This is a genomic window from Marinomonas sp. 15G6-16 (genome assembly GCF_055809555.1).
Window position 1 is genome coordinate 2,210,123 of the sequence record NZ_CM147916.1, and the last position, 20,087, is coordinate 2,230,209.

The window sequence follows — 20,087 nt, forward strand, 5'->3', positions numbered from 1 at the left end:
ATTGGGTTAATGAATTAACGAATGAAAGAGAATTGTATGTTTGCTACACCAAAGAATCATCAAGGCGTGCCAGTTGGCCGAGAACTGCCAGTGCTACAAGGTTGCATAGAAGCCTTAGAGCAAGGTCATGAATGTTTGAGTTCACTAACGGACGAGCAATATTTATGGTCTGCGCCACCGCATGTTACCAGTACGATTGGAGAGCACTTTCGTCATCTCTTGGATTTATTTCATGCGGTTTATAACGCCTATCATTTGCATGGACAGAGTCAGAATGCCCCAGAAATGATTGATTATGATTACAGACGTCGCGGTCACTCGGTGGAAACTTCACGTCAGCGTGGTTTATCCGAAATTGAGCACTTAATTCATTGGTTAGAAAGCGTTTCACAAAAGCAGCTTAAAGCGACGGTTACATTATCTACAGAAGTTTCTTTAACTCATAAACAGTCTCAGCAAATGCAGTCCACTTTAGAGCGCGAGCTAACGTTTGTGGCACTGCATGCGAATCATCATTTTGCTATGACGAAAGTCACCATCAGCTTGTTGGACATTAAAGTGAATGATGACTTTGGTTTGGCGCCGGCTACTTTGTCCTATATGAGAGGCCAATGATCATGTGTTCTGTTACTTGGCTTGTGAATAGCAAAGGCTATGAGATTTTCTTTAATCGTGATGAGCAGAAGGCGCGCGCCGCCGCTTTGCCTCCACGAGTTCAAAATATGGACGATATGAAAATTCTGATGCCGATTGATCCTGTTGGGCAAGGGAGTTGGATTAGCACAAACGAAGTGGGTTTGAGTCTTTGCTTATTGAACAACTATCAAGGTCAAATGCCTGAGCACGTGTTGTTTAGCCGTGGTTTGCTGCTCAAAACTTTGTCGAAAGAAAAGAGCATCAAAGATGTTTGCATGGCATTTGAACGTTTATCTTTGCCGCAATTCGCTCCTTTTATCTTGTTGGCGTTTGATCTCAGTATTTGTCAGCAAGGCCAGCCAGTAATGGCCATTAAATGGGATGGCGTCGAGAAAGTCATCGAGCCGATTGAAGCGCCGTTGTTTTCTTCTGGCGTAAAGTTGGAGGAAGTGATGGCTTATCGTTACGCCATTTATGACCAAGTTGTGGGCAGCGAGCCGACTCAAGAAAGTCTGTTAGCCTTCCATCAACATCATCACCCAGAACATTCTCACTTGTCTGTTTGTATGCATCGTGACGATGCTGAAACAGTCAGTTTTACGCGTGTTGCTGTATCTGCAAAAACGCAAAGTATGTCTTATGTGGCTGGAGCGCTTTGTGGTCATTTGACTCAGGAATCTCTTGCTAAAAATACCGTCAGTTTCCCTCACAAAAAGGCGTTAGAAGTCGCCCTATAAAGGAGTGTAAATATGAAAATTGTACTTTCAGTTTTGTTATTGGTTGTAAGCCAACTTAGTTTTGCAGCCGATGCAATTTCAACTGGTTTTTTAAGCAATAAAGCCGTGAGCGGTTACGATACTGTTGCTTACTTTACGGAGAATCGTCCAGTGAAAGGAAGCAGCCAGTATAAAACAAAATATCAGGGCGCAAACTGGTATTTCTCTTCACAAGAGAACTTGGATTTGTTCCTCGCTGAGCCTGAAAAATACGCGCCTCAGTATGGTGGCTATTGCGCTTGGGCGATTTCGGCTAAAGGTGATTTCGCACCTTCTGACCCTGAAAAATGGGCGATTGTAGACGGCAAATTGTATTTGAACTACAACCAGTCTGTGAAAGAAAAGTGGGACGCTGATCGTGCTTTACACATTCAACAAGCCGATAAAAACTGGCCTAACTTAATAAAATAAAAAGGAAACATTTATGTCATTTCAGCCAAGCAAGCATCTTCCAGCCGTTTTTATTGGCTTTGTTTTTGTACAGTCTTTGTTCTTCAAATTTACTGGCTCATACGAAACTGAGTACATTTTCGGCACGCTAGGCGATTGGTCTAGTTTGGAATTATTCGCACAATATGGCGCCTATGTGATTGGCTCGGCTGAACTGATTGCGACCATATTATTGTTCTCTCGCTGGCACGGTCTTGGTGCTTTGATGGCGGTCGGTATTATGTCCGGCGCGATCATCTTCCATCTATTTACGCCATTGGGCATCGTGATGCCTGAGTTCAATGAAGCGGGTGACATAGTCGGTTATGACAATGGTTTGTTGTTCGGCATGGCTTGCTTAGTTTGGTTATCGGCTGCTTTTCTATCGCTGCGAGATCTGAAAAGCGAATCTGGCGTTTTGAGCCGCTTGTACACGACATTTTTTAAATAATAATAAACCGTATAAATAAGAGAAAAGAGTATGATGAATAGCCCATTTCGTTTACCAAGAATAACGCCTTTTGGCTTAGGTGAGAGCTTCTTGGAATGGGTGACGGGATTGAGCAAGCTAGATGGCTTTTATCAACAACGTCCTGAAACACATTCCACCTTTGAATTCATGAATTACACATTGAAAGCTTTGAATGTGGAATACAGCATTGCCTCAGGCTCCTTGGATACTATTCCGAAAGAAGGTCCTGTTGTGGTGGTGGCAAATCACCCATTGGGCGCGATTGAAGGTGTGATTGTGGCAGACATGCTCGCAGAAGTTCGCCAAGACGTGAAGGTACTGGCGAATGAAATGCTAAAGCGCTTGCCTGAAATCAGTGATCTATTTATCGGTGTAAATGTCTTTGGTGGTGATAAAGCAAAGAAAACCAACAGCTTAGCGATTCGTGAAGCCAATAAGCATTTAGCCGATGGTGGTTTGTTAGTGATATTTCCGGCTGGTGAAGTGTCTACTTATCCAAAAGGCAGCAAAGTGCTAGCAGATGTAGAATGGCGAAACTCCGTCGCTAAGTTTGTTAGTCGTAGCCAAGCGACAACCGTGCCTATTTTTATTGATGGCAAAAACAGCTCTCTGTTTTATCAGGCTGGGCGTATTCATCCTTTGTTGCGTACGGCTTTACTTGGTAAAGAGTTACTTAATAAACAATCGAAAACCATTAATTTATCTGTCGGAAATGCGATTCCTTTCTCTGAGCTAAAAAGCTTTGAAGATGAGAAGGATTTAGTGAATTACCTCAGGTTGAATACTTACCTGATGAGTCCAGATCGTAAAGAAGCTGAGCTGGATGTGCCACAAAGTCATGACTCACCTATTATTGCGCCTATTGAAACCAATCTTTTATTAGATGAATTGGCTCAGCTACCAGAAGACGCCTTGTTGCTTGAGCAAGGGGATTTTGCTGTTTATTGCACGCCTACAAAAAACATTCCTAACCTGATGCAAGAGATAGGTCGCATTCGAGAAGAAAGTTTCCGCGGCGTTGGTGAGGGAAGTGGCCTTGCGTGTGATCTCGACCAATACGATGAGTATTACCAACAATTGTTTGTTTGGCACAAAGAAGACAAGCAAATTGTCGGCTCTTATCGTTTGGGTTTTGTCGATCAATTGATGAAAGAGCGCGGCTTAAATGGTTTGTATTCCCGTAGCTTGTTTCATTACGATGAAGCTTTTCTCAATACCTTGGATCAAAGCATTGAAGTTGGCCGTTCTGTGGTCGCGGAAGCGTATCAGAGGAACTTGAATTCCTTATTGTTGTTATGGAAAGGCATTGCGGCCTTGGTGTCTCGTCATCCCAAATACACACATTTATTTGGCCCTGTCAGCATCAGTAATGACTACAGTGAAAATGCGCGACAACTGATGGCGCAAGCTTTGTCTTTACATCATTATGATCAGGAAAAAGCGCAATTGGTTACTGCTTCTACGCCATTGCGAAAACGTACTACAGAATTCTGGCAACCTAACTTGCTGTCGGCTTTGGCCAGCGTAGAGCTGTTATCAAAAATATTGGCTCGCATGGAAAATGGCAAAGGCTTACCTGTTTTGTTGCGACAATATTTGAAGATGAACGGCAAGCTTGTCAGCTTCAATGTGGATCACGCTTTCCATGATACGCTTGATGGTTTAATCGTTGTGGACTTACGACAAGTGCCGCTCAAAACCCTTGGCAAATATATGGGAAGAGAGGAAGCGGAAACCTACTTGGAAAAGCATCATCAAGACGAAACCTAAGCGCGTCGGTTACAGATAAATAGGCAATGCTTTTCGTTTGATGGCTTGCCTAACCGACAAGTGTGTGTGGATGTCTTTAACACTGGTTATTTTATGGAGTTTGTTTGTAAAAGCTTCATAGCCTTTTAAATCTGCGCTAACGACTTCTAATAAGTAATCATACGACCCTGAGACAATATGACCATTAATCACTTCTTCCATATTGTCTAGGGCGGTCTCAAACTGATTAATCGATTCTTCTTGATGATTGCTTAAGCTCACCTCAACAAAAAATGTCATCGGAATGCCTGCTTTGGTTTTGTTCAAGTTCGCTTGATAGCCTTCAATATAACCTTCGTCTTCAAGGCGTTTTAAACGTCGTGCACATGGTGAAGGTGACAAGCCAACAAGGTCTGATAACTCCGCTGTAGAAAGGCGTCCTTGGCTTTGGAGGATTTCTAAGATGTGGCGATCAATTCTGTTCATGCTTTTCTCTCTTGGCGATTTACACTAAAAAAATACCATCTATTGATGGTAAGCACTAAGCTTTCTCTAATTCTATATCATTATTGCCGGATAAAAGCGTACAAGTTGACGGATAATTTCACGAAATCAAATTTTGGAAATTACCTTCTAGGACAAACTGTATGTTGCGAGTTACTGCGCCGAGTGAGAAGCCGAGATTTTTATCACCTTTAGCAAAAGGCTATTTGGTGATGTTAATGGTGCTGCTGATCTGGTCTGGATTGGCTCTAACTGTGCGCGGCATAAGCATGTCGCCACTGCAATTTATTGATGTCGCTTTGATACGCTTTGCGGTTCCTGTGATTTTATTCGCTCCTTTCATATCGGCTCATTATGCTGAGATAAAACGAGCTCGAGTGTCCGACTTGTTATTTATCCTACTGGGTGGAATTCCTTTTCTGCTCTTCGCGGCACTGGGAGCAGAAACAGCACCAACGGCTTATGTTGGAACAATATTGGCTGGAACTCCGCCGCTTTTCGTTGCCGCTTTGAGCTTTGTAGTTTACCGAAAAAGCCTCCCTATTAAGCGAGCGCTTGCTTTATCTCTGATCTTAATGGGCGTTGTAGTGATGGTCGTTGGGCGATCAGATGTCATGTCTGTCAACATTCATCAGGGTGTGCTTTATTTGCTGAGCGCGGCCATTGTGTGGGCGTTTTACACAATGGGCTTAATACGCGCAGGCCTTAGTGCTATTAGCGTTGCGATCATTTTGTCTTATAGCTCATTTTTTATTGTGCTGACGTTGCTTTTACTTGGTGTTTTTCCGACATCATTGGGCAGCTTTTCTTGGCAAGACGCTCTGCCTTTTATCTTGGTTCAAGGTTTGGGTATTGGTGTGTTGGCGACATTAGGTTTTTCATACGCTGTTCAGCGTTTGGGTTCGGCAAAGTCATCTGTCATCGGATCCATTTCTCCAAGTGTGACGGCATTATTAGCTGTGCCTATCTTTGGCGAGTCACTAACTGTGGCGATTGTCGGTGGAATTTTGCTGACCATCGCTGGCGTCATTTTATCTAATCGTATTTAATTTCTAGGGAGTAAAAGCAATGTTGGCTCAATTACCGCACATGAAAGGCGACCCTCTTTGGCAGATTCTAAGTGAATTCAATGAAGACTCTAGAGCTGAAAAAATAGACCTTTTAGTGGGAGTTTATCGTGATGAAACAGGGCACACTCCAACGATGAAGAAGGTTCAGGAAGCCGAAAAACAGCTGGCTGAAGAAGGTGCATCAAAAGCCTATCGCATGCTTTCAGGCAATATGACATTTAACCGAAAAATAGCAAAATTCTTATTAGGAAACAATCGTTTAGATGACCATTGCACCATACAAACTGTGGGTGGTTCTGGCGCATTGCGAGTATTAGCGGATTTCATTGCCAAATTGTCCCCGCAAGCCACAGTCTGGAATACCGAACCAGGCTACCTAAATCATCGACCATTAATGGAAGGCGCAGGTTTAACTGTAGAGCCGTTTCGCTGGGAAGACAAAGGTGGTCAGTTAGACATAGAAAAATGCTTGATGGATTTAGAAGGTGCGAAAGAGGGCGATATTCTCTTGCTTCATGGTTGTTGTCATAACCCAACAGGAATAGACCCAACTCTGGATCAGTGGCAAAAGTTTATCGACTTGTGCCAGAGCAAGAAGCTGATACCGCTAATCGACATGGCGTATCAGGGCTTTGGTGATGAGCCTGATCAAGACGCAGCTGGCCTACGATTGCTGCTTGATCAAATGGATTTTGTCTTGATCGCCAGTAGTTGTTCCAAAAATATGGGCTTGTATTGTGAGCGTACAGGCGCGGCACTGGTTGTTACCAAAGATCAAACTCGCCATAACGACATTCGTGCTTTGTTAGAATTAATCACCAGAGCGAACTACTCCATGCCGCCAGATCATGGCTCAGCCATTGCAGCCATGTTACTGGATGACCCTAAAGACTGGTTGAGCGAGTTAGCCACATACCGTAATCGTGTTATTGAAATTCGCCAAGCATTAACCGATGCTTTGATGGCACTCGGCGCGCCAGAAGCTTTTCGCAGCATCGCAAAGCAAAAAGGCATGTTCTCACTATTGCCACTCAGCCCAGAGCAAATGATGAGACTAAAAGAGGAATTTGCTATTTATGGTGTGCCAAATGGCAGAGTCAATATTGCAGGGCTTAATACTTCGCAAATCCCAAGATTGGCTCAAGCTATTATGGCTGTCGTGTGACAAATATGTAGGCATAAAAAAACCACCCTAAGGTGGTTTTTTTGAATTGGTGGAGATGGGGGGATTCGAACCCCCGTCCGCCAGTCCTCTGCCATCGGATCTACATGTTTAGTCACTTCTATTGTTTGACCACGAACCGCCCGAAGGACAGGGTGTTAATGGCGAGCCTACTTAGTCTTAGAACCTTATCCCTAGGCGGGGCATCAGTTAGCATCTTGTAATTTATGATACTGCGGAATCTCTGGCTACAAGCAACCTGAGGGCAGCACACTAGCAGGGGTTTAGGCTGCTAAAGCGTAGTTTTCGTCGTTTGCGACTATATAATTGATGCGGGGGATTTACGAGATCACGCATCACTCTCGACATGCACCTCAGGTTTTGTAACCGGCGTCGAAACCAAGTCATCCCCGAAGTTGCGGCCATTCTAACGGAAACCAAGTGGTTTCGCTAGACGTTCACCGTCTTAAACGCTGTGTTTCATTAATCGTTCTTTATCTCGAGCCCAGTCGCGCTCTTTGGCTGTATCGCGTTTGTCGTGATCTTTCTTACCTGTTACCAGAGCCACTTCACATTTGATCTTGTTGCCTTTCCAGTAAAGAGCCATGGCGGCACAGGTTTTGCCTTTTTGTTCCGTCACTTGGATGATGCGATCAATCTCTTTGCGGTTTAGCAAAAGCTTGCGCTGACGCACTGGCTCACAAACCACGTGAGTGGAAGCACTTAATAGTGGTGTAATGCGCGCACCGACTAACCAAGCTTCGTTTTGGTGAATGATAACGAAGGAGTCAACCAGTTGGGCTTTGCCTTCACGTAGGCTTTTCACCTCCCAACCTGATAACGCTAAGCCGGCTTCGAATTTCTGATCGACAAAATAGTCGTGCTTGGCGCGTTTGTTGAGGGCGATGGTGCCTGTGCTGTTGGATTTTTTCTTTGCTTTACTCATAGTGGGAAATTATACGGTCGATAGAGGTAAAAACCTATGCTTTTCTTGAGGTATGCGCTCGAATGTAAGAAAATTCATACCTATTAGTTATTTTGATTGGTTAGGTGTTGCGAATGTGTCGCTAGGTTTGTATTTGCCACCTATCCTTTAGTGTCCTTATTGTTATTTAGAGCGTAATTTATGCCGGAAAGTCGATGTTTACAAGGTATCTGGTCCAGTCCGTGGATATTTATTTTTGCGGCGAGCGGGTCTGCGGTCGGGTTAGGGAACATTTGGAAGTTTCCTTATGTACTAGGACAAAATGGCGGTGGCGCTTTTTTGTTGGTGTATTGCCTGTGTTTACTCTTAGTTGGCTTGCCTGTTTTGATCGCAGAAGTTGCTTTGGGTCGAACCGTTCGTTCTAACCCTATTGATACGGTAAATGATTTAAGTGAGCGCCGTATTGTCCATTCTGCTTGGGTGATTGTGCCTTGGATCGCCGGCATAACGGGCTTTTTGATTCTGTCGTTTTACAGTGTGATTGCGGGTTGGTCTCTTGCTTATTTAGAGAGAGCCATATCTGGTGATTTCATGGGGATTACAAGCTCTTCTGCAACCGATATGTTTACTGGCTTGCTGGCTGAACCGACTGAAATGCTGTTGTGGCATTCTGTGTTTGTTGTGTTGGTTGTGGTGACAGTAGGGCAGTCAGTTACTCGTGGCTTGTCTGCTGTTGTTCGGTTTTTATTGCCTGCGCTCGTTATTACTTTGGGTGCGTTGGCTGTTTATTCTGTCTCAATAGGCGATATGGATTCCACGCTACGCTTTATGTTCCAGTGGTCTTGGCAAGATGTGACCTTCGATGTGGTTCTTGCTGCTGTTAGTCTTGCGTTATTTAGCTTAAGTGTTGGTATGGGCGCTATGTTTGCTTACGGTGCCTATATTAGTAAGCGTATGTCGATTGCCCGTGCTTGTACGATTGTCGTTGGTGTAGATTTGCTGGTGGCTTTGTTAGCAGGTTTGGTTATTTTTCCTCTAGTGTTCGCTTTTCAAATTGATGTGGAAGCAGGCCCAAGTTTGACCTTTGTTTCTTTGCCTATCATCTTCGGCAATTTAATTGGCGGCCAGTTCTTTGCCAGTATTTTCTTCTTATTATTGGTGATAGCGGCATTAACTTCAGCGATTTCGATGTTGGAATTGTTTGTCGCTTGGCTGCACGAAAAGTTCTACATTGCCCGTTTAAAAGCCGCGTTTTTGATGGGCGTGTTGGTTTGGTTTGTCGGTGTTGCCGTGCTGTTGTCTTTTAATCATTGGGACAGCGATATTGTTTTAGGGCTGAACTTCTTTGAAGTGTTGGACTCAGTAACCTCGTTGATTCTATTACCTATTGGGGCGATTCTTTTGTCTATATTGGTGGCTTGGTTTATTCCGCATTCCATGTTGCAAAATGAGATGATCACAAAGCGTCTTAGCCATTTTCAATGGTGGTATAAAGTCCTGAAGTATATAAGTATTCCTGCAATGGTGATGATTACGGTTGCAGGTTGGATAGGAGTTTAGTTTGAGTCATGTAGAGCGGTTTGCTCATGTTAATTATAGTTGCGAGCAGATGTTTGCTTTGGTTAATGATGTTGATGCTTACCCAGAGTTTTTACCTGGTTGTTTAGGCTCTAAGTTAATTTCACAAACAGCAACAGAGATAGTGGCGTCTTTAGATGTTGGTAAAGGACCAGTGAAACAATCCTTTACAACAAGAAATACATTAGAGCAGTACAATCGCATCGAGATGGCTTTGGTGTCTGGGCCATTCAAAAGCTTGCATGGCGTTTGGACTTTTACAGAACTGTCACCGACAAGTTGTAAAATTATGCTGAGTATTGAGTTTGAGCTGAGTGGTATGTTGAAGTTCGCCTTTGGTGGGGTGTTTAGCCAAGTTGCTAACGCCATGGTGGACTCTTTTAGTAAACGCGCAAAAGTAGTGTACGGTGAATAGAGTATGAGAGTTGAAGTAGCTTATGCTGAGCCTGATAAGCAAAAGATTGTAGCCTTAGAGGTTGAAGAGGGCTGTACTGTTCGTGATGCAGTACGTCGTTCAAATATAACGACATTTTTCCCTAACATTGATGTGGAAACGATCAAGGTAGGTATTTTCGGTAAAGCAGTAAGAAATGCTGACGATCAAGTATTAAAAGAAGGTGAGCGTGTAGAGCTGTACCGAGAACTGAAGGTTGACCCTAAACAAGCTAGAGCCAACCGAGCAGCAAAAAACAGCTAAGCTTAGTTGTTTTTGATTTGTGTTAAAACACCGTCACTGAAGGTAAGCACTAGGTTGTTCACTTCACTGGTTTTGGTGTCTGTTGCTGGATGAAGAACGGTAAACATATAATGCCATTCGTCTGGTTTAAATGTGTCTCTTATCATAGGATTACCTAGTAGGTAAGTGACTTGAGATTCAGACATACCAACTTCTAGCTGTGATAGTTGCTCCTGTGTCACAAGGTTCCCTTGAGTAACTGGAACTTTGTAAGGTGTAAATAAACTGCATGCACTGAGTGAAAGTGCGGCACATAAAATTAAAACTGATTTTTTCATTTGTATTATCCTTACTCTGGTGTGCTAATGATAAAGTAATTATCAACAAGAACGAATAGAGAATGACTCATGACTAGCGAAAATCAAGAGCTAAAGAAAGCGGGACTCAAGGTAACTTTGCCACGAGTGAAAATTTTACAGATCCTTGAGAGTGCAGGCGAGCGCCATATGAGCGCGGACGATGTATATCGTACTCTGCTTGATCAAGGCGAAGACGTAGGTTTAGCAACGGTTTATCGCGTGTTAACTCAATTTGAAACAGCGGGCTTGGTTCAGCGTCATCACTTTGAAGCTGGCACGGCGGTGTTTGAATTGGCGAAAGGCGATCACCACGACCACATGATTTGTTTAGACAGTGGTCGAGTAATTGAGTTTGTTGACCCTATTATTGAAAAACGTCAGCACGAAATCGCGGAAGAGCATGGCTTCGAGATTGAAGACCACAGTTTGATTTTGTACGTACGTCCAAAACAAAAGTAAGCACTGGCTTTTAAAAGATTTACTCTTTAAAGCTTTGTTCTATAAAAAAGGAGGTTAAGTTGAATGCTTAACCTCCTTTTTTGTTTTGCTGTGTTGTAACTTTTTCTGAGTTATTGAAGCTGTACGTTACCTAGCATTTCTCTGGCGTGAGCAAGCGTTTGTTCTGTCAGTTCTAAGCCGCCAAGTAAACGAGCAATCTCTTGTGTGCGATCCTGATCTTTCAATAAATCCACTTGTGACGAAGTGGTTTCATTAGACACGTTTTTGCTTACTCTTAAGTGTTGATTACCTTGCGCAGCCACTTGAGCCAAGTGAGTAACGCAGAATACTTGGCCACGTTTACCAACAGATCGCAACATGCGCCCGACGACTTCAGCAATCCCACCACTGATACCCACATCGACTTCATCAAAGACGAGGGTTGGAATAATAGACGTGTGTGCTGTGACCACTTGAATGCCCAAACTGATGCGAGACAATTCACCACCTGACGCAACTTTCCGTAAAGGTTGAGCGGGTTGCCCTGGGTTGGAAGCAATCATGTATTCAATGTCTTCGAAACCATTGGCGGTGACTTGATTCAATGGCTGGCATTGAATAAAGAATCGAGCATGAGGCATGCCTAGACCATGAATTTGCTCTTCTACTTTTTTAGCTAAATCGTCTTTGGCTGTGATGCGTTTTTCTGTCAAAGTTGTCGCCAATGCTGTGAGTGTTTCATAGGCTTGTTCTTCTTTTTCTTTCAACGCTTCTAAGCTTTCTTCGCTGCCTTGCAGTCCTTCTAACTCTTCTTCAACGCTTTCTCTCAGTGAAATCAAGGCTTCTGGTAAGACTCTGTGTTTACGTGCGGTATCGTAAATGTCGGACAAACGTTGCTCTATTTCAGCTAATCGCTCAGGATCTTGCTCTAGGGTATCTTGGTAATGATGCAAACTGTCCGCGGCTTCTTGCGCTTGAATAAGAGCGTCGTTCATCATTTCCAGTGCGCTTTCTAGCTCTTTTGTTGCAGGGCGAATTTGGCTTGCGCTGCTAAGAGCTTGATTCAGTAGAGAGCAAATATTACCTTCGTCGCTATCAATTAAAATATTGCTGGCTTGATAGGCTTTTAACTGAGAGTCGGCAATGTTAGATAAGAAGCTCTGCTCGTTTTCAAGAGATTCAATTTCACCTTCTTTTAAGTCAAGGCGTTGCAGCTCTTGTGCTTGATAGGACAGAAGTTGAACTTTTGCGTCTTGTTCAGAAGATCTGCTCTGTTTTGCTGACAACTCTTCTTTTAGTTGTCGCCAAATGGTGTGCTGAGCGCTAACTTTTTTTGTTAAATCAGTGAGTTGCCCATAAGCATCCAGTTGTTGTCTTTGAGCGTTTTTCTTAAGTAGCGACTGATGCTCATGTTGACCATGAATATCAACTAGATGGCTACCAACTTCTTTTAAGTCGCTTAAAGTGCATGGACGGCCATTAATATAGGCTTTTGAACGACCTTCTTTACTGATGACACGACGTAAGATGCAATGCTGGTCGTGCTCTAGGTCTCTTTCTTCGAGCCATTCATGTACATGCGGATAATGCTGTATATCGAAGCTCGCACTGATATCGGCTTTTTTCTCTCCGTGCCTGACGACAGCAGCATCCGTACGATCGCCTAAACAAAGCGATAAAGCATCCACCATAATGGATTTACCAGCACCGGTTTCACCTGAAATCACTGTCATGCCTTGTTTAAACTCAAGCTCTAGGGCTTCAACAATCGCGAAATTGGAAATAGCAATGCTAGTCAGCATAGAGGGCTCCAAAAGAGAAAAAATACATATGGTTATTTATACAGTAGTTGGCTGTTTTTTGACAAGTGCTAGAGTCAGTTATTTCTTTTCTTTTGTTCTGTGTAAAGAGTTTAATAGTATTGGCTGGTGCTTAGAGAAACAGGGTAGTATTGTGTATCTAGTTAACATATTTGGAGAATAAGGCTAAGGATGGGTATGCAGGTGAAGAAGAAAAGACTGACTTTGTTGGTGTTCATTAATGCGCTTTCCTTGGGTGCTATTGCCCTACTTATTATTTCTGCTTTATGGGTAGAAAGTATTTATGAAAAATATGAACTAGACTCCAATCGCCTTGAGCGATCCCATATCAGTCAAGTCAGATCTCAACTGAAAAACCGTGTAGATACACTGGTTAACCTCGCTCAGTATCGAAACAATAAAATTGAACAGGATCTTAAGGATGACTTAAAAAATCGGGTTTATGAACTGAATAGCCTGATGATGGATATTTATACCAGTAATAAGGGTATTAAGTCGGACGATGAGATTAAACAGCTGATACGCGAAACAGTGCGAGGCCTTAGATACAATCAAGGACGAGGTTATTACTTTATCGATACTTTGCAGGGGGATGTAATTCTTTACCCTGTTTACCCTAAATCAGAAGGCACCAATTTATATGATCTGCAAGATGATCTAGGAAATTACCCGCTGCGAGACGAAATAGAAGTAGTGAAGCGTTATGGCCACGGTTTTACAGAAGGTTATTGGAAAAAGCCAGGTGACGCTGAGAATCGTTTTAAGAAAATTGTCTATGTGAAAAAGTTTGCGCCATATGATTGGTATTTCGGAACAGGCGAATACGTCGACGTTGTAAGACAATCGGTTCAGGAAGAAATGCTGGATTATGTGGATCAACTTAGGTTTGGTGAACACAATAAAGAGTATGCTTTTATTCATGACCGAAAAGGCGTGCAGATTGCGAACGGTGTTTATCCAGAACTAATTGGTAAAGAAAACTATGATCTGACGGATGCGAATGGAGTGAAAATCATCCAGCAGCAATTAGCCTTGACGGAAAAAGTACCGTTTTATGGTTTCTTCTCGCATTTATGGCCAAAAAACACCATGTCTGATCCACAAGGTTATTACAATTCCTTAACTTATGTGGCTGCGATTCCTGAGTGGGATTGGGTTGTCGGATCGAATGTCGATATGACAGCTTTACAGGCTGCAATAGAGAAAAACCAACAAGAGCTGAATAACAGATTGCAGTCGAGTATTTTGAATATTCTGTTGTTAATGTTTGGTTTGGGGTTACTTGGTGTTTTGGTGGCGCATTTTACGACCAAGCGGATTCGGCGAGGTATCGAGTTTTTCTCGGATCATATGCAAAAAAGCTCCGCACGGATGAATCTAATTAATCATGACGACGTGACTTATCAAGAGTTTGACGACCTTGCTAAGGTCTTTAATGAAAAGACGGAAAAGATTAATACATTGCTGCATCAAGATGACTTAACGGGCTTATTTAACCGACGTTTTGTTGACGCTAAGCTGCAAGCCTTATTAAACGTCCCAGTATCCGATCAACAATCGTTGGCATTGATCCTTTTTGATATTGATCACTTCAAAAGAATCAATGATGAGTATGGTCACTTGGTTGGGGATGATGCCCTATGTGAAATAGCAAAATGTATCCAATCACAAACCCGTAAACAGGATTTTGTTGGGCGTTTTGGCGGAGAAGAAATACTCGTTATTTTGCCGGATATCTCTAATGATGAAGCCTTGGAAGTAGCGGAGCGTATTCGAGAAAAAGTCGAGAGCTTAACTATTGAAGGTATTGATCGAGTGATTACTGTTAGCGGAGGAATCAGCTGCCGATCTGGAGAAACGCCAGACAAAATGATCACCGAAGCAGATAATAAGTTGTATCAAGCGAAGAAAAATGGTCGTAATAGAATAGTGTCGTGACAATTTATTATTTTTGAACCTGAGTTTTTTGTTCTGTTTAATATTAAGGGCTGCTGTTGCAGCCCTTTTTTATGCTTGTTTTTATTCAGTTTTTTTATCGGTGGTTGTTCTTTTTTATGCTTTATAAATGAAGTTAAAAAATCCCATAAAATTAATGCGGTTTTACTGTTGAAAGGCAAAAAGCTGTCCCCATATAACCACCACAGAGAATGAATTGTTTCTGTTATTTGGAGTAAAAGATGAGTGATCAGCAGAAAAATCCTAACCTAGAAACGGAGCCAGACTTGAAAAGCGAAACACAAAATGAAGCAGTAGAAGAACTTTTAGAGCCTGAAGCAGAGCTACTAGAAGAAGTTACTGAGAATGATGAGCTTGCTAAAGCATTAGAAGAGGTTGCTCAGTACAAAGAAGCAGCACTTCGCGCTCACGCTGACGCACAAAATGTTCGTCGTCGTGCAGAGCAAGACGTTGAAAAAGCGCACAAGTTTGGTATTGAGAAATTTGCCAAGGCAATTGTTGGTGTTGCAGATAACCTAGAGCGAGCTCTTGCGTCTACGGCAGCAACCGATGAAGAAGATCTTGTTCGTGAAGGTGTAGAGCTAACGCTTAAAGATTTGCTTGAAACCCTAGCGCGCTTTGAAGTGAAAGCGATTGATCCACATGGCGAACCGTTCAACCCTGAATTGCATCAGGCGATGACTATGGTGCCAAATCCAGAACTAGAACCTAATACAGTAATGGATGTGGTACAGAAAGGTTATACGCTTCATGGACGTCTATTACGTCCAGCAATGGTAGTGGTTTCTAGCGCAGCATAATTTACTGTCATTTTTTTGACACTAGGCGCTTGAAATACTCAGAAGCGTACCCAAATACAGAATTATCATTGAAATAAACGAAATTATTGGAGATACAAACGATGGGTAAAATCATTGGTATTGACTTAGGTACAACGAACTCTTGTGTTGCTGTATTAGATGGCGAGAAAGCTCGCGTTATTGAAAATGCTGAAGGTGATCGCACCACGCCTTCCATCGTTGCTTTTGCTGACGATGGTGAAGTACTTGTTGGTCAATCAGCTAAGCGCCAAGCAGTAACTAACCCAACAAACACTTTGTTTGCGGTTAAGCGTTTGATTGGTCGTAAATTTAAAGACGACGTTGTTCAGAAAGACATCTCTATGGTGCCTTACAAAATTATGGCTGCAGACAACGGCGATGCGTGGGTAGAAATTAAAGGCGACAAGAAAGCGCCACCACAAATCTCGGCTGAAGTTCTTAAGAAAATGAAGAAAACAGCGGAAGACTACCTAGGTGAGAAAGTAACAGAAGCAGTTATCACGGTTCCTGCTTACTTTAACGACTCTCAGCGTCAAGCAACAAAAGATGCCGGTAAAATTGCGGGTCTAGAAGTAAAACGTATTATCAACGAGCCAACAGCAGCGGCTCTTGCATACGGCCTTGATAAGAGTTCTGGCGATTCAACTATCGCGGTTTATGACCTTGGTGGTGGTACATTCGATATCTCTATCATCGAAATCGCAGACGTAGATGGTGAGAAGCAATTCGAAGTATTGTCTACAAACGGTGATACTTTCCTAGGTGGTGAAGACTTCGACATGCGTGTTATCGAGTTCTTGGCAGCTGAATTCAAGAAAGATACTGGCATCGATCTACACAACGATCCATTGGCTCTACAGCGTCTTAAAGAAGCGGGTGAGAAAGCGAAGGTTGAATTGTCTTCTTCTTCTCAAACAGAAGTTAACTTGCCTTACATCACTGCAGATGCGACTGGTCCTAAGCACTTGAACGTTAAATTGACTCGTTCTAAGTTGGAATCTTTGGTAGAAGAGCTTGTAATCAAGTCTCTTGAGCCTTGCCGTCAAGCATTGAAAGACGCTGAATTGTCTGCTTCTGATATTGACGAAGTTATCTTGGTTGGTGGTCAAACACGTATGCCATTGGTTCAAGCGAAAGTAACTGAATTCTTCGGTAAAGAGCCACGTAAAGACGTAAACCCTGATGAAGCGGTTGCGATCGGTGCTTCTATCCAAGGTGCGGTATTGGCTGGTGACGTAAAAGACGTTCTTCTTCTAGACGTAACGCCTCTGTCTCTAGGTATCGAAACCATGGGCGGTGTTATGACTGCCTTGATCGAGAAAAACACGACGATTCCTACTAAGAAATCTCAGACATTCTCGACTGCAGAAGACAACCAAAATGCGGTAACTATCCACGCATTGCAAGGTGAGCGTAAGCAAGCGGCTCAGAACAAATCTCTAGGTCGTTTCGACTTGGCTGATATTCCACCTGCTCCACGTGGTGTGCCACAAATCGAAGTAAGCTTCGACATTGATGCTAACGGTATCTTGAGCGTGTCTGCGAAAGACAAAGCGACAGGTAAAGAACAGTCTATCGTGATCAAGTCTTCTTCTGGTTTGAGCGATGAAGAAGTCGAAAAAATGGTTCAAGACGCTGAAGCGAATGCGGAGGAAGACCGCAAGTTCGAAGAACTTGTACAAGTTCGCAACACAGCTGACGGCATGATCCACGCGACTCGCAAAACATTGACTGATGCGGGCGATAAAGCGACTGAAGAAGAGAAAGCAGCGATCGAAACAGCGATTTCTGAACTTGAAGAAGCGCTAACATCTAACGACAAAGAGAAGATCGAAGAGAAAACCAATGCGTTGACTCAAGCATCTGGTTCTTTGGCTCAGAAGATGTACGCTGAAGCGGAAGCAGCTGGCGCAGAACAACCAGCAGGCGAACAAGCTACTGCTCAGGATGACGCTGTTGACGCAGAATTCGAAGAAGTAAAAGACGATAAAAAGTAAGCGTTAAGTTACTTATATCGTTGCCTCTTTTTAAAGAGGTTGTTTATAGCAGGCACGGTTCTAGGACCGTGTTTTGCTATTTACAATTTGCTCAGATAACGATTTTTGTAGTCTGAATTTTTAAGTTCAGACTTTTATTGTTTAAATTTTATGATTCAGACTTTTCAATTCGGGAAACTCCTGCAATGAGCAAAAGAGACTATTACGAGGTTCTTGGTGTCGCCAAAGGCGCTGATAAGAAAGACATCAAAAAAGCTTATCGTTCCTTAGCGAATAAGTATCACCCTGATAAGAACCCAGATAATCCAGAAGCGCTGGAAAAGTTTAAAGAGCTTGCAGAAGCTTATGAAATTCTGTCATCCGATGACAAGCGTGCAGCTTATGATCGTTTTGGTCATGAAGGTGTAAACGGCCAAGGCGGCGGTTATGGCGGCGCGGGTGCGGGTGGCTTTAGCGATATTTTTGGTGACGTATTCGGTGACATCTTCGGTGGCGGAGGTGGCGGTGGCCAGAGTCGTACTCGTCGAGGGTCAGATTTACGTTACACGCTAGAACTTGATCTTGAACAAGCGGTTTGGGGATGCGAAGAAAAAATCCGTATTCCAACACTAACGAACTGTAAGAAATGTGATGGTTCTGGTGCCAAGAAAGGCTCTACACCGAAAACCTGTGGAACCTGTGGTGGCGCTGGTCAAGTTCGTATGTCACAAGGTTTCTTTTCTGTTCAGCAAACTTGTCCAGAATGTCATGGTCAAGGTCAGGTTATTTCTGATCCATGTTCAGATTGTCATGGGCAAGGTCGAGTACAAGAATACAAAACGCTTAATGTTAAAATTCCAGCGGGTGTTGATACAGGTGACCGTATTCGCTTGTCTGGTGAAGGTGAAGCCGGATCTCAAGGTGGTCCAGCAGGTGACTTGTTTGTTCAAGTTTCTGTTAAACCTCACAGTATTTTTGAGCGCGATGGCGCGAATTTATATTGTGAAGTGCCAATTAGCTTCACGACTGCAGCATTAGGCGGTGAAATTGATGTGCCGACATTAGATGGTCGTGTGCGTTTGAAAGTCACAGCTGAATGTCAGACAGGCAAGTTGTTCCGCTTGCGTAATAAAGGTGTTAAACCTGTTCGCGGTGGCCCAGTAGGTGACTTGATCTGTAAGGTTGTGATTGAAACGCCTGTGAACTTAACGTCACGTCAGAAAGAATTGTTTACTGAATTGGCTGAAAGCATGGGTGAAGGAACGGATCATTCACCTAAGCAAAAAAGCTGGTTTGATGGCGTGAAACGCTTCTTCGACGATATTAAGAAGTAAGTGGTTTCTAGATCAGATTGGAAATAAAGTAAAAAGGCGCTTATTTAGCGCCTTTTTCTTTTAGTAGGTAATCAATGTGGTTACGCAGCAAGTTCGCAGCATTGGTAAAGCTTTTGTTATTCGGAATAATAAAGTCCGCTTTATTGCGAATATCAATAGTTTTCAGGGCTGCTTGACGAACGTGGCGCATGTAGCGGCTTGTTACTTCGTTTACATCACGGCCGCGCTCTGCAATATCACGCTTTAGGCGTCGTACAATGGCGATGTCCATATCGGTATCAACAAATAAAAGATAATCGACCGCATCACGAATACCTGGATCTTGGAACATCATATGACCTTCAACCAGCACCACGTGTGTTGGGTCTAGATTGCGGTAACCAGTACGCTTGTGTTGTGAGTGATCATACACAGGAATTTCATTTGGTTGCTGGCGGTTTTTGCAGTTATGAATGGCCAGAGTAAGGCTTTCAAGATCCAATGAACTCAAATCGTCAAAATTATAGACGTCAGGGTCAATACTGCCGCAACCATTGTAGAAACTGTCTTGGCATAGAACGGTGATTTTGTCGCCTTGTCCTTCTGCTAATAAAGAACAAAGTCGACTTTTCCCACTTCCTGAGACGCCAGTGATACCAATAACAAGTGCCATTTATTACCTCAAATAAATAAAGCTCAAAAATAAATCGAGCTTAGAAAATAAAGTTTTGCAGCGCCTTGAGTAGAAGGCGCTTATAGTGTTGTATTATATATCAGATTTGGTGTTTTTTGCCTGTTTAAACTGGATGATGTTTTAGAGGGAAACTATTAATGCGAGAAAGAAAAGCGTCAATTGTGTTTATCTGCCTGCTTTTTTGGAGTGGGTTAGGAAGCTTATCTGTTTATGCTGCAACTCAGAGCGCTGTAGGGACTTCAAGTTATGCTGAATTGTTTGGTTTACGATTCAACGATTTAAGTCTAAGCAGGTTAAATAGCAAGCTGCGAAGCATGGGTATAACAAGTTATCCGTCCTATAAAGAAGGTCAAACCAGCTACAGCTTGGGAACAGAAGGGATCTTAGGCGTAACCAATGCTACCGTATTCACAAACTCATCTGGATATATTCAACAAGCTTTATTATCTGGCGTAGTTGAGAGCAATGAAAAGCGCCAATCTCTTGGTAAATTGTTAGAGCAGAAATACGGAACGCCAGCAGCGGGTTATTTGTCTAATGGTATTGGCAAGGCAAGATGGCTTTTCCGAGAGGGCACGACGATTGAGTTGCGCAATACCACTTTTGATGTGTCGCTTGCTTATGTGGATGAACGACCTAGAGTGCAATCTAGATCGGGAAAAATTGACGTAGAAGCTTTGTCTCGAAAGAACCAATAGCATTGCTGGCAGTTGTAAATATTAACTCTTAATTA

The 20,087-nt window shown here is 43.0% G+C and carries 21 protein-coding genes and 1 other RNA gene; 16 read left to right on the forward strand and 6 right to left on the reverse strand.

Going from position 1 to position 20,087, the window contains the following annotated elements; all coding sequences use genetic code 11:
- Positions 1-36: 36 nt before the first annotated feature.
- Genes AC0L46_RS10600 through AC0L46_RS10620 form a run of 5 tightly spaced genes read left to right on the forward strand, consistent with a single transcriptional unit; the run spans position 37 to position 4,083 of the window.
- Positions 37-615, forward strand: coding sequence for a DinB family protein (locus AC0L46_RS10600; RefSeq protein ID WP_473503468.1), 579 nt, complete (start codon positions 37-39; stop codon positions 613-615).
- The gene (locus AC0L46_RS10605; protein ID WP_473503470.1) at positions 612-1,373 is read left to right on the forward strand and encodes an NRDE family protein; all 762 of its coding nucleotides are present in this window, start codon (positions 612-614) and stop codon (positions 1,371-1,373) included. The genes AC0L46_RS10600 and AC0L46_RS10605 overlap by 4 nt, the downstream gene beginning before the upstream one ends.
- Before the next feature lie 12 nt (positions 1,374-1,385).
- On the forward strand, positions 1,386-1,823 hold the full coding sequence (locus tag AC0L46_RS10610; RefSeq protein WP_473503472.1) for a YHS domain-containing (seleno)protein: 438 nt from the start codon (positions 1,386-1,388) through the stop codon (positions 1,821-1,823).
- A 13-nt stretch (positions 1,824-1,836) separates the two neighbouring features.
- On the forward strand, positions 1,837-2,292 hold the full coding sequence (locus tag AC0L46_RS10615) for a hypothetical protein (RefSeq protein ID WP_473503474.1): 456 nt from the start codon (positions 1,837-1,839) through the stop codon (positions 2,290-2,292).
- A gap of 30 nt (positions 2,293-2,322) precedes the next feature.
- Positions 2,323-4,083, forward strand: coding sequence for a lysophospholipid acyltransferase family protein (locus AC0L46_RS10620; protein WP_473503476.1), 1,761 nt, complete (start codon positions 2,323-2,325; stop codon positions 4,081-4,083).
- Between the two features lie 9 nt (positions 4,084-4,092).
- On the opposite strand, the gene AC0L46_RS10625 is transcribed toward AC0L46_RS10620, so the two are convergent.
- A complete protein-coding gene (locus AC0L46_RS10625) occupies positions 4,093-4,548 on the reverse strand; it encodes an Lrp/AsnC family transcriptional regulator (protein WP_473503478.1) in 456 nt (151 codons plus the stop codon).
- 161 nt (positions 4,549-4,709) lie between these two features.
- On the opposite strand from AC0L46_RS10625, the gene AC0L46_RS10630 reads away from it, so the two are divergent.
- Both AC0L46_RS10630 and AC0L46_RS10635 read left to right on the forward strand, forming a co-directional pair.
- A complete protein-coding gene (locus tag AC0L46_RS10630; protein ID WP_473503480.1) occupies positions 4,710-5,615 on the forward strand; it encodes a DMT family transporter in 906 nt (301 codons plus the stop codon).
- Positions 5,616-5,634: 19 nt separating this feature from the next.
- A complete protein-coding gene (locus tag AC0L46_RS10635; protein ID WP_473503482.1) occupies positions 5,635-6,801 on the forward strand; it encodes an amino acid aminotransferase in 1,167 nt (388 codons plus the stop codon).
- Positions 6,802-6,848: 47 nt separating this feature from the next.
- Here AC0L46_RS10635 and ssrA read toward each other — a convergent pair.
- Positions 6,849-7,210, reverse strand: a transfer-messenger RNA (tmRNA) gene (ssrA, locus tag AC0L46_RS10640).
- A 54-nt stretch (positions 7,211-7,264) separates the two neighbouring features.
- Positions 7,265-7,744 (reverse strand): SsrA-binding protein SmpB, encoded by a 480-nt coding sequence (gene smpB / locus AC0L46_RS10645; RefSeq protein WP_414680743.1) that lies wholly within the window; start codon positions 7,742-7,744, stop codon positions 7,265-7,267.
- Between the two features lie 180 nt (positions 7,745-7,924).
- On the opposite strand from smpB, the gene AC0L46_RS10650 reads away from it, so the two are divergent.
- The 3 genes from AC0L46_RS10650 to AC0L46_RS10660 are packed head-to-tail and all read left to right on the forward strand — an operon-like array spanning position 7,925 to position 9,998.
- Complete coding sequence (locus AC0L46_RS10650) at positions 7,925-9,283, forward strand: sodium-dependent transporter (protein WP_473503484.1); 1,359 nt, start codon at positions 7,925-7,927, stop codon at positions 9,281-9,283.
- Between the two features lies 1 nt (position 9,284).
- Positions 9,285-9,716 carry a type II toxin-antitoxin system RatA family toxin gene (locus AC0L46_RS10655; RefSeq protein WP_473503486.1) on the forward strand — a complete coding sequence of 144 codons (432 nt, stop codon included), beginning with the start codon at positions 9,285-9,287 and terminating at the stop codon, positions 9,714-9,716.
- Positions 9,717-9,719: 3 nt separating this feature from the next.
- A complete protein-coding gene (locus AC0L46_RS10660) occupies positions 9,720-9,998 on the forward strand; it encodes an RnfH family protein (protein WP_317005133.1) in 279 nt (92 codons plus the stop codon).
- A gap of 2 nt (positions 9,999-10,000) precedes the next feature.
- On the opposite strand, the gene AC0L46_RS10665 is transcribed toward AC0L46_RS10660, so the two are convergent.
- Entirely contained in the window at positions 10,001-10,315 is a 315-nt protein-coding gene (locus AC0L46_RS10665) for an outer membrane protein assembly factor BamE (RefSeq protein ID WP_414680740.1), read from the reverse strand.
- 69 nt (positions 10,316-10,384) lie between these two features.
- On the opposite strand from AC0L46_RS10665, the gene fur reads away from it, so the two are divergent.
- On the forward strand, positions 10,385-10,795 hold the full coding sequence (fur, locus tag AC0L46_RS10670) for a ferric iron uptake transcriptional regulator (protein WP_317005131.1): 411 nt from the start codon (positions 10,385-10,387) through the stop codon (positions 10,793-10,795).
- A 110-nt stretch (positions 10,796-10,905) separates the two neighbouring features.
- Here the strand turns inward: fur and recN are convergent, their stop codons facing one another.
- The gene (gene recN / locus AC0L46_RS10675) at positions 10,906-12,576 is read right to left on the reverse strand and encodes a DNA repair protein RecN (RefSeq protein WP_473503488.1); all 1,671 of its coding nucleotides are present in this window, start codon (positions 12,574-12,576) and stop codon (positions 10,906-10,908) included.
- Between the two features lie 195 nt (positions 12,577-12,771).
- Here recN and AC0L46_RS10680 point away from each other — a divergent pair, with 195 nt between their 5' ends.
- The 4 genes from AC0L46_RS10680 to dnaJ all read left to right on the forward strand — a co-directional run bounded on the left by AC0L46_RS10680 (position 12,772) and on the right by dnaJ (position 18,681).
- A complete protein-coding gene (locus AC0L46_RS10680) occupies positions 12,772-14,532 on the forward strand; it encodes a sensor domain-containing diguanylate cyclase (RefSeq protein ID WP_473503490.1) in 1,761 nt (586 codons plus the stop codon).
- A gap of 239 nt (positions 14,533-14,771) precedes the next feature.
- Positions 14,772-15,350, forward strand: a complete 579-nt coding sequence (grpE, locus tag AC0L46_RS10685; protein WP_414680737.1) for a nucleotide exchange factor GrpE — start codon at positions 14,772-14,774, stop codon at positions 15,348-15,350.
- Positions 15,351-15,451: 101 nt separating this feature from the next.
- The gene (dnaK, locus tag AC0L46_RS10690; RefSeq protein ID WP_414680736.1) at positions 15,452-17,368 is read left to right on the forward strand and encodes a molecular chaperone DnaK; all 1,917 of its coding nucleotides are present in this window, start codon (positions 15,452-15,454) and stop codon (positions 17,366-17,368) included.
- 185 nt (positions 17,369-17,553) lie between these two features.
- Positions 17,554-18,681 carry a molecular chaperone DnaJ gene (gene dnaJ, locus AC0L46_RS10695; RefSeq protein WP_414680735.1) on the forward strand — a complete coding sequence of 376 codons (1,128 nt, stop codon included), beginning with the start codon at positions 17,554-17,556 and terminating at the stop codon, positions 18,679-18,681.
- Positions 18,682-18,721: 40 nt separating this feature from the next.
- Here dnaJ and AC0L46_RS10700 read toward each other — a convergent pair whose 3' ends face one another.
- Entirely contained in the window at positions 18,722-19,333 is a 612-nt protein-coding gene (locus tag AC0L46_RS10700) for a uridine kinase family protein (protein WP_317002744.1), read from the reverse strand.
- Positions 19,334-19,668: 335 nt separating this feature from the next.
- On the opposite strand from AC0L46_RS10700, the gene AC0L46_RS10705 reads away from it, so the two are divergent.
- Complete coding sequence (locus tag AC0L46_RS10705) at positions 19,669-20,052, forward strand: hypothetical protein (RefSeq protein WP_473503493.1); 384 nt, start codon at positions 19,669-19,671, stop codon at positions 20,050-20,052.
- Positions 20,053-20,087: the final 35 nt, after the last annotated feature.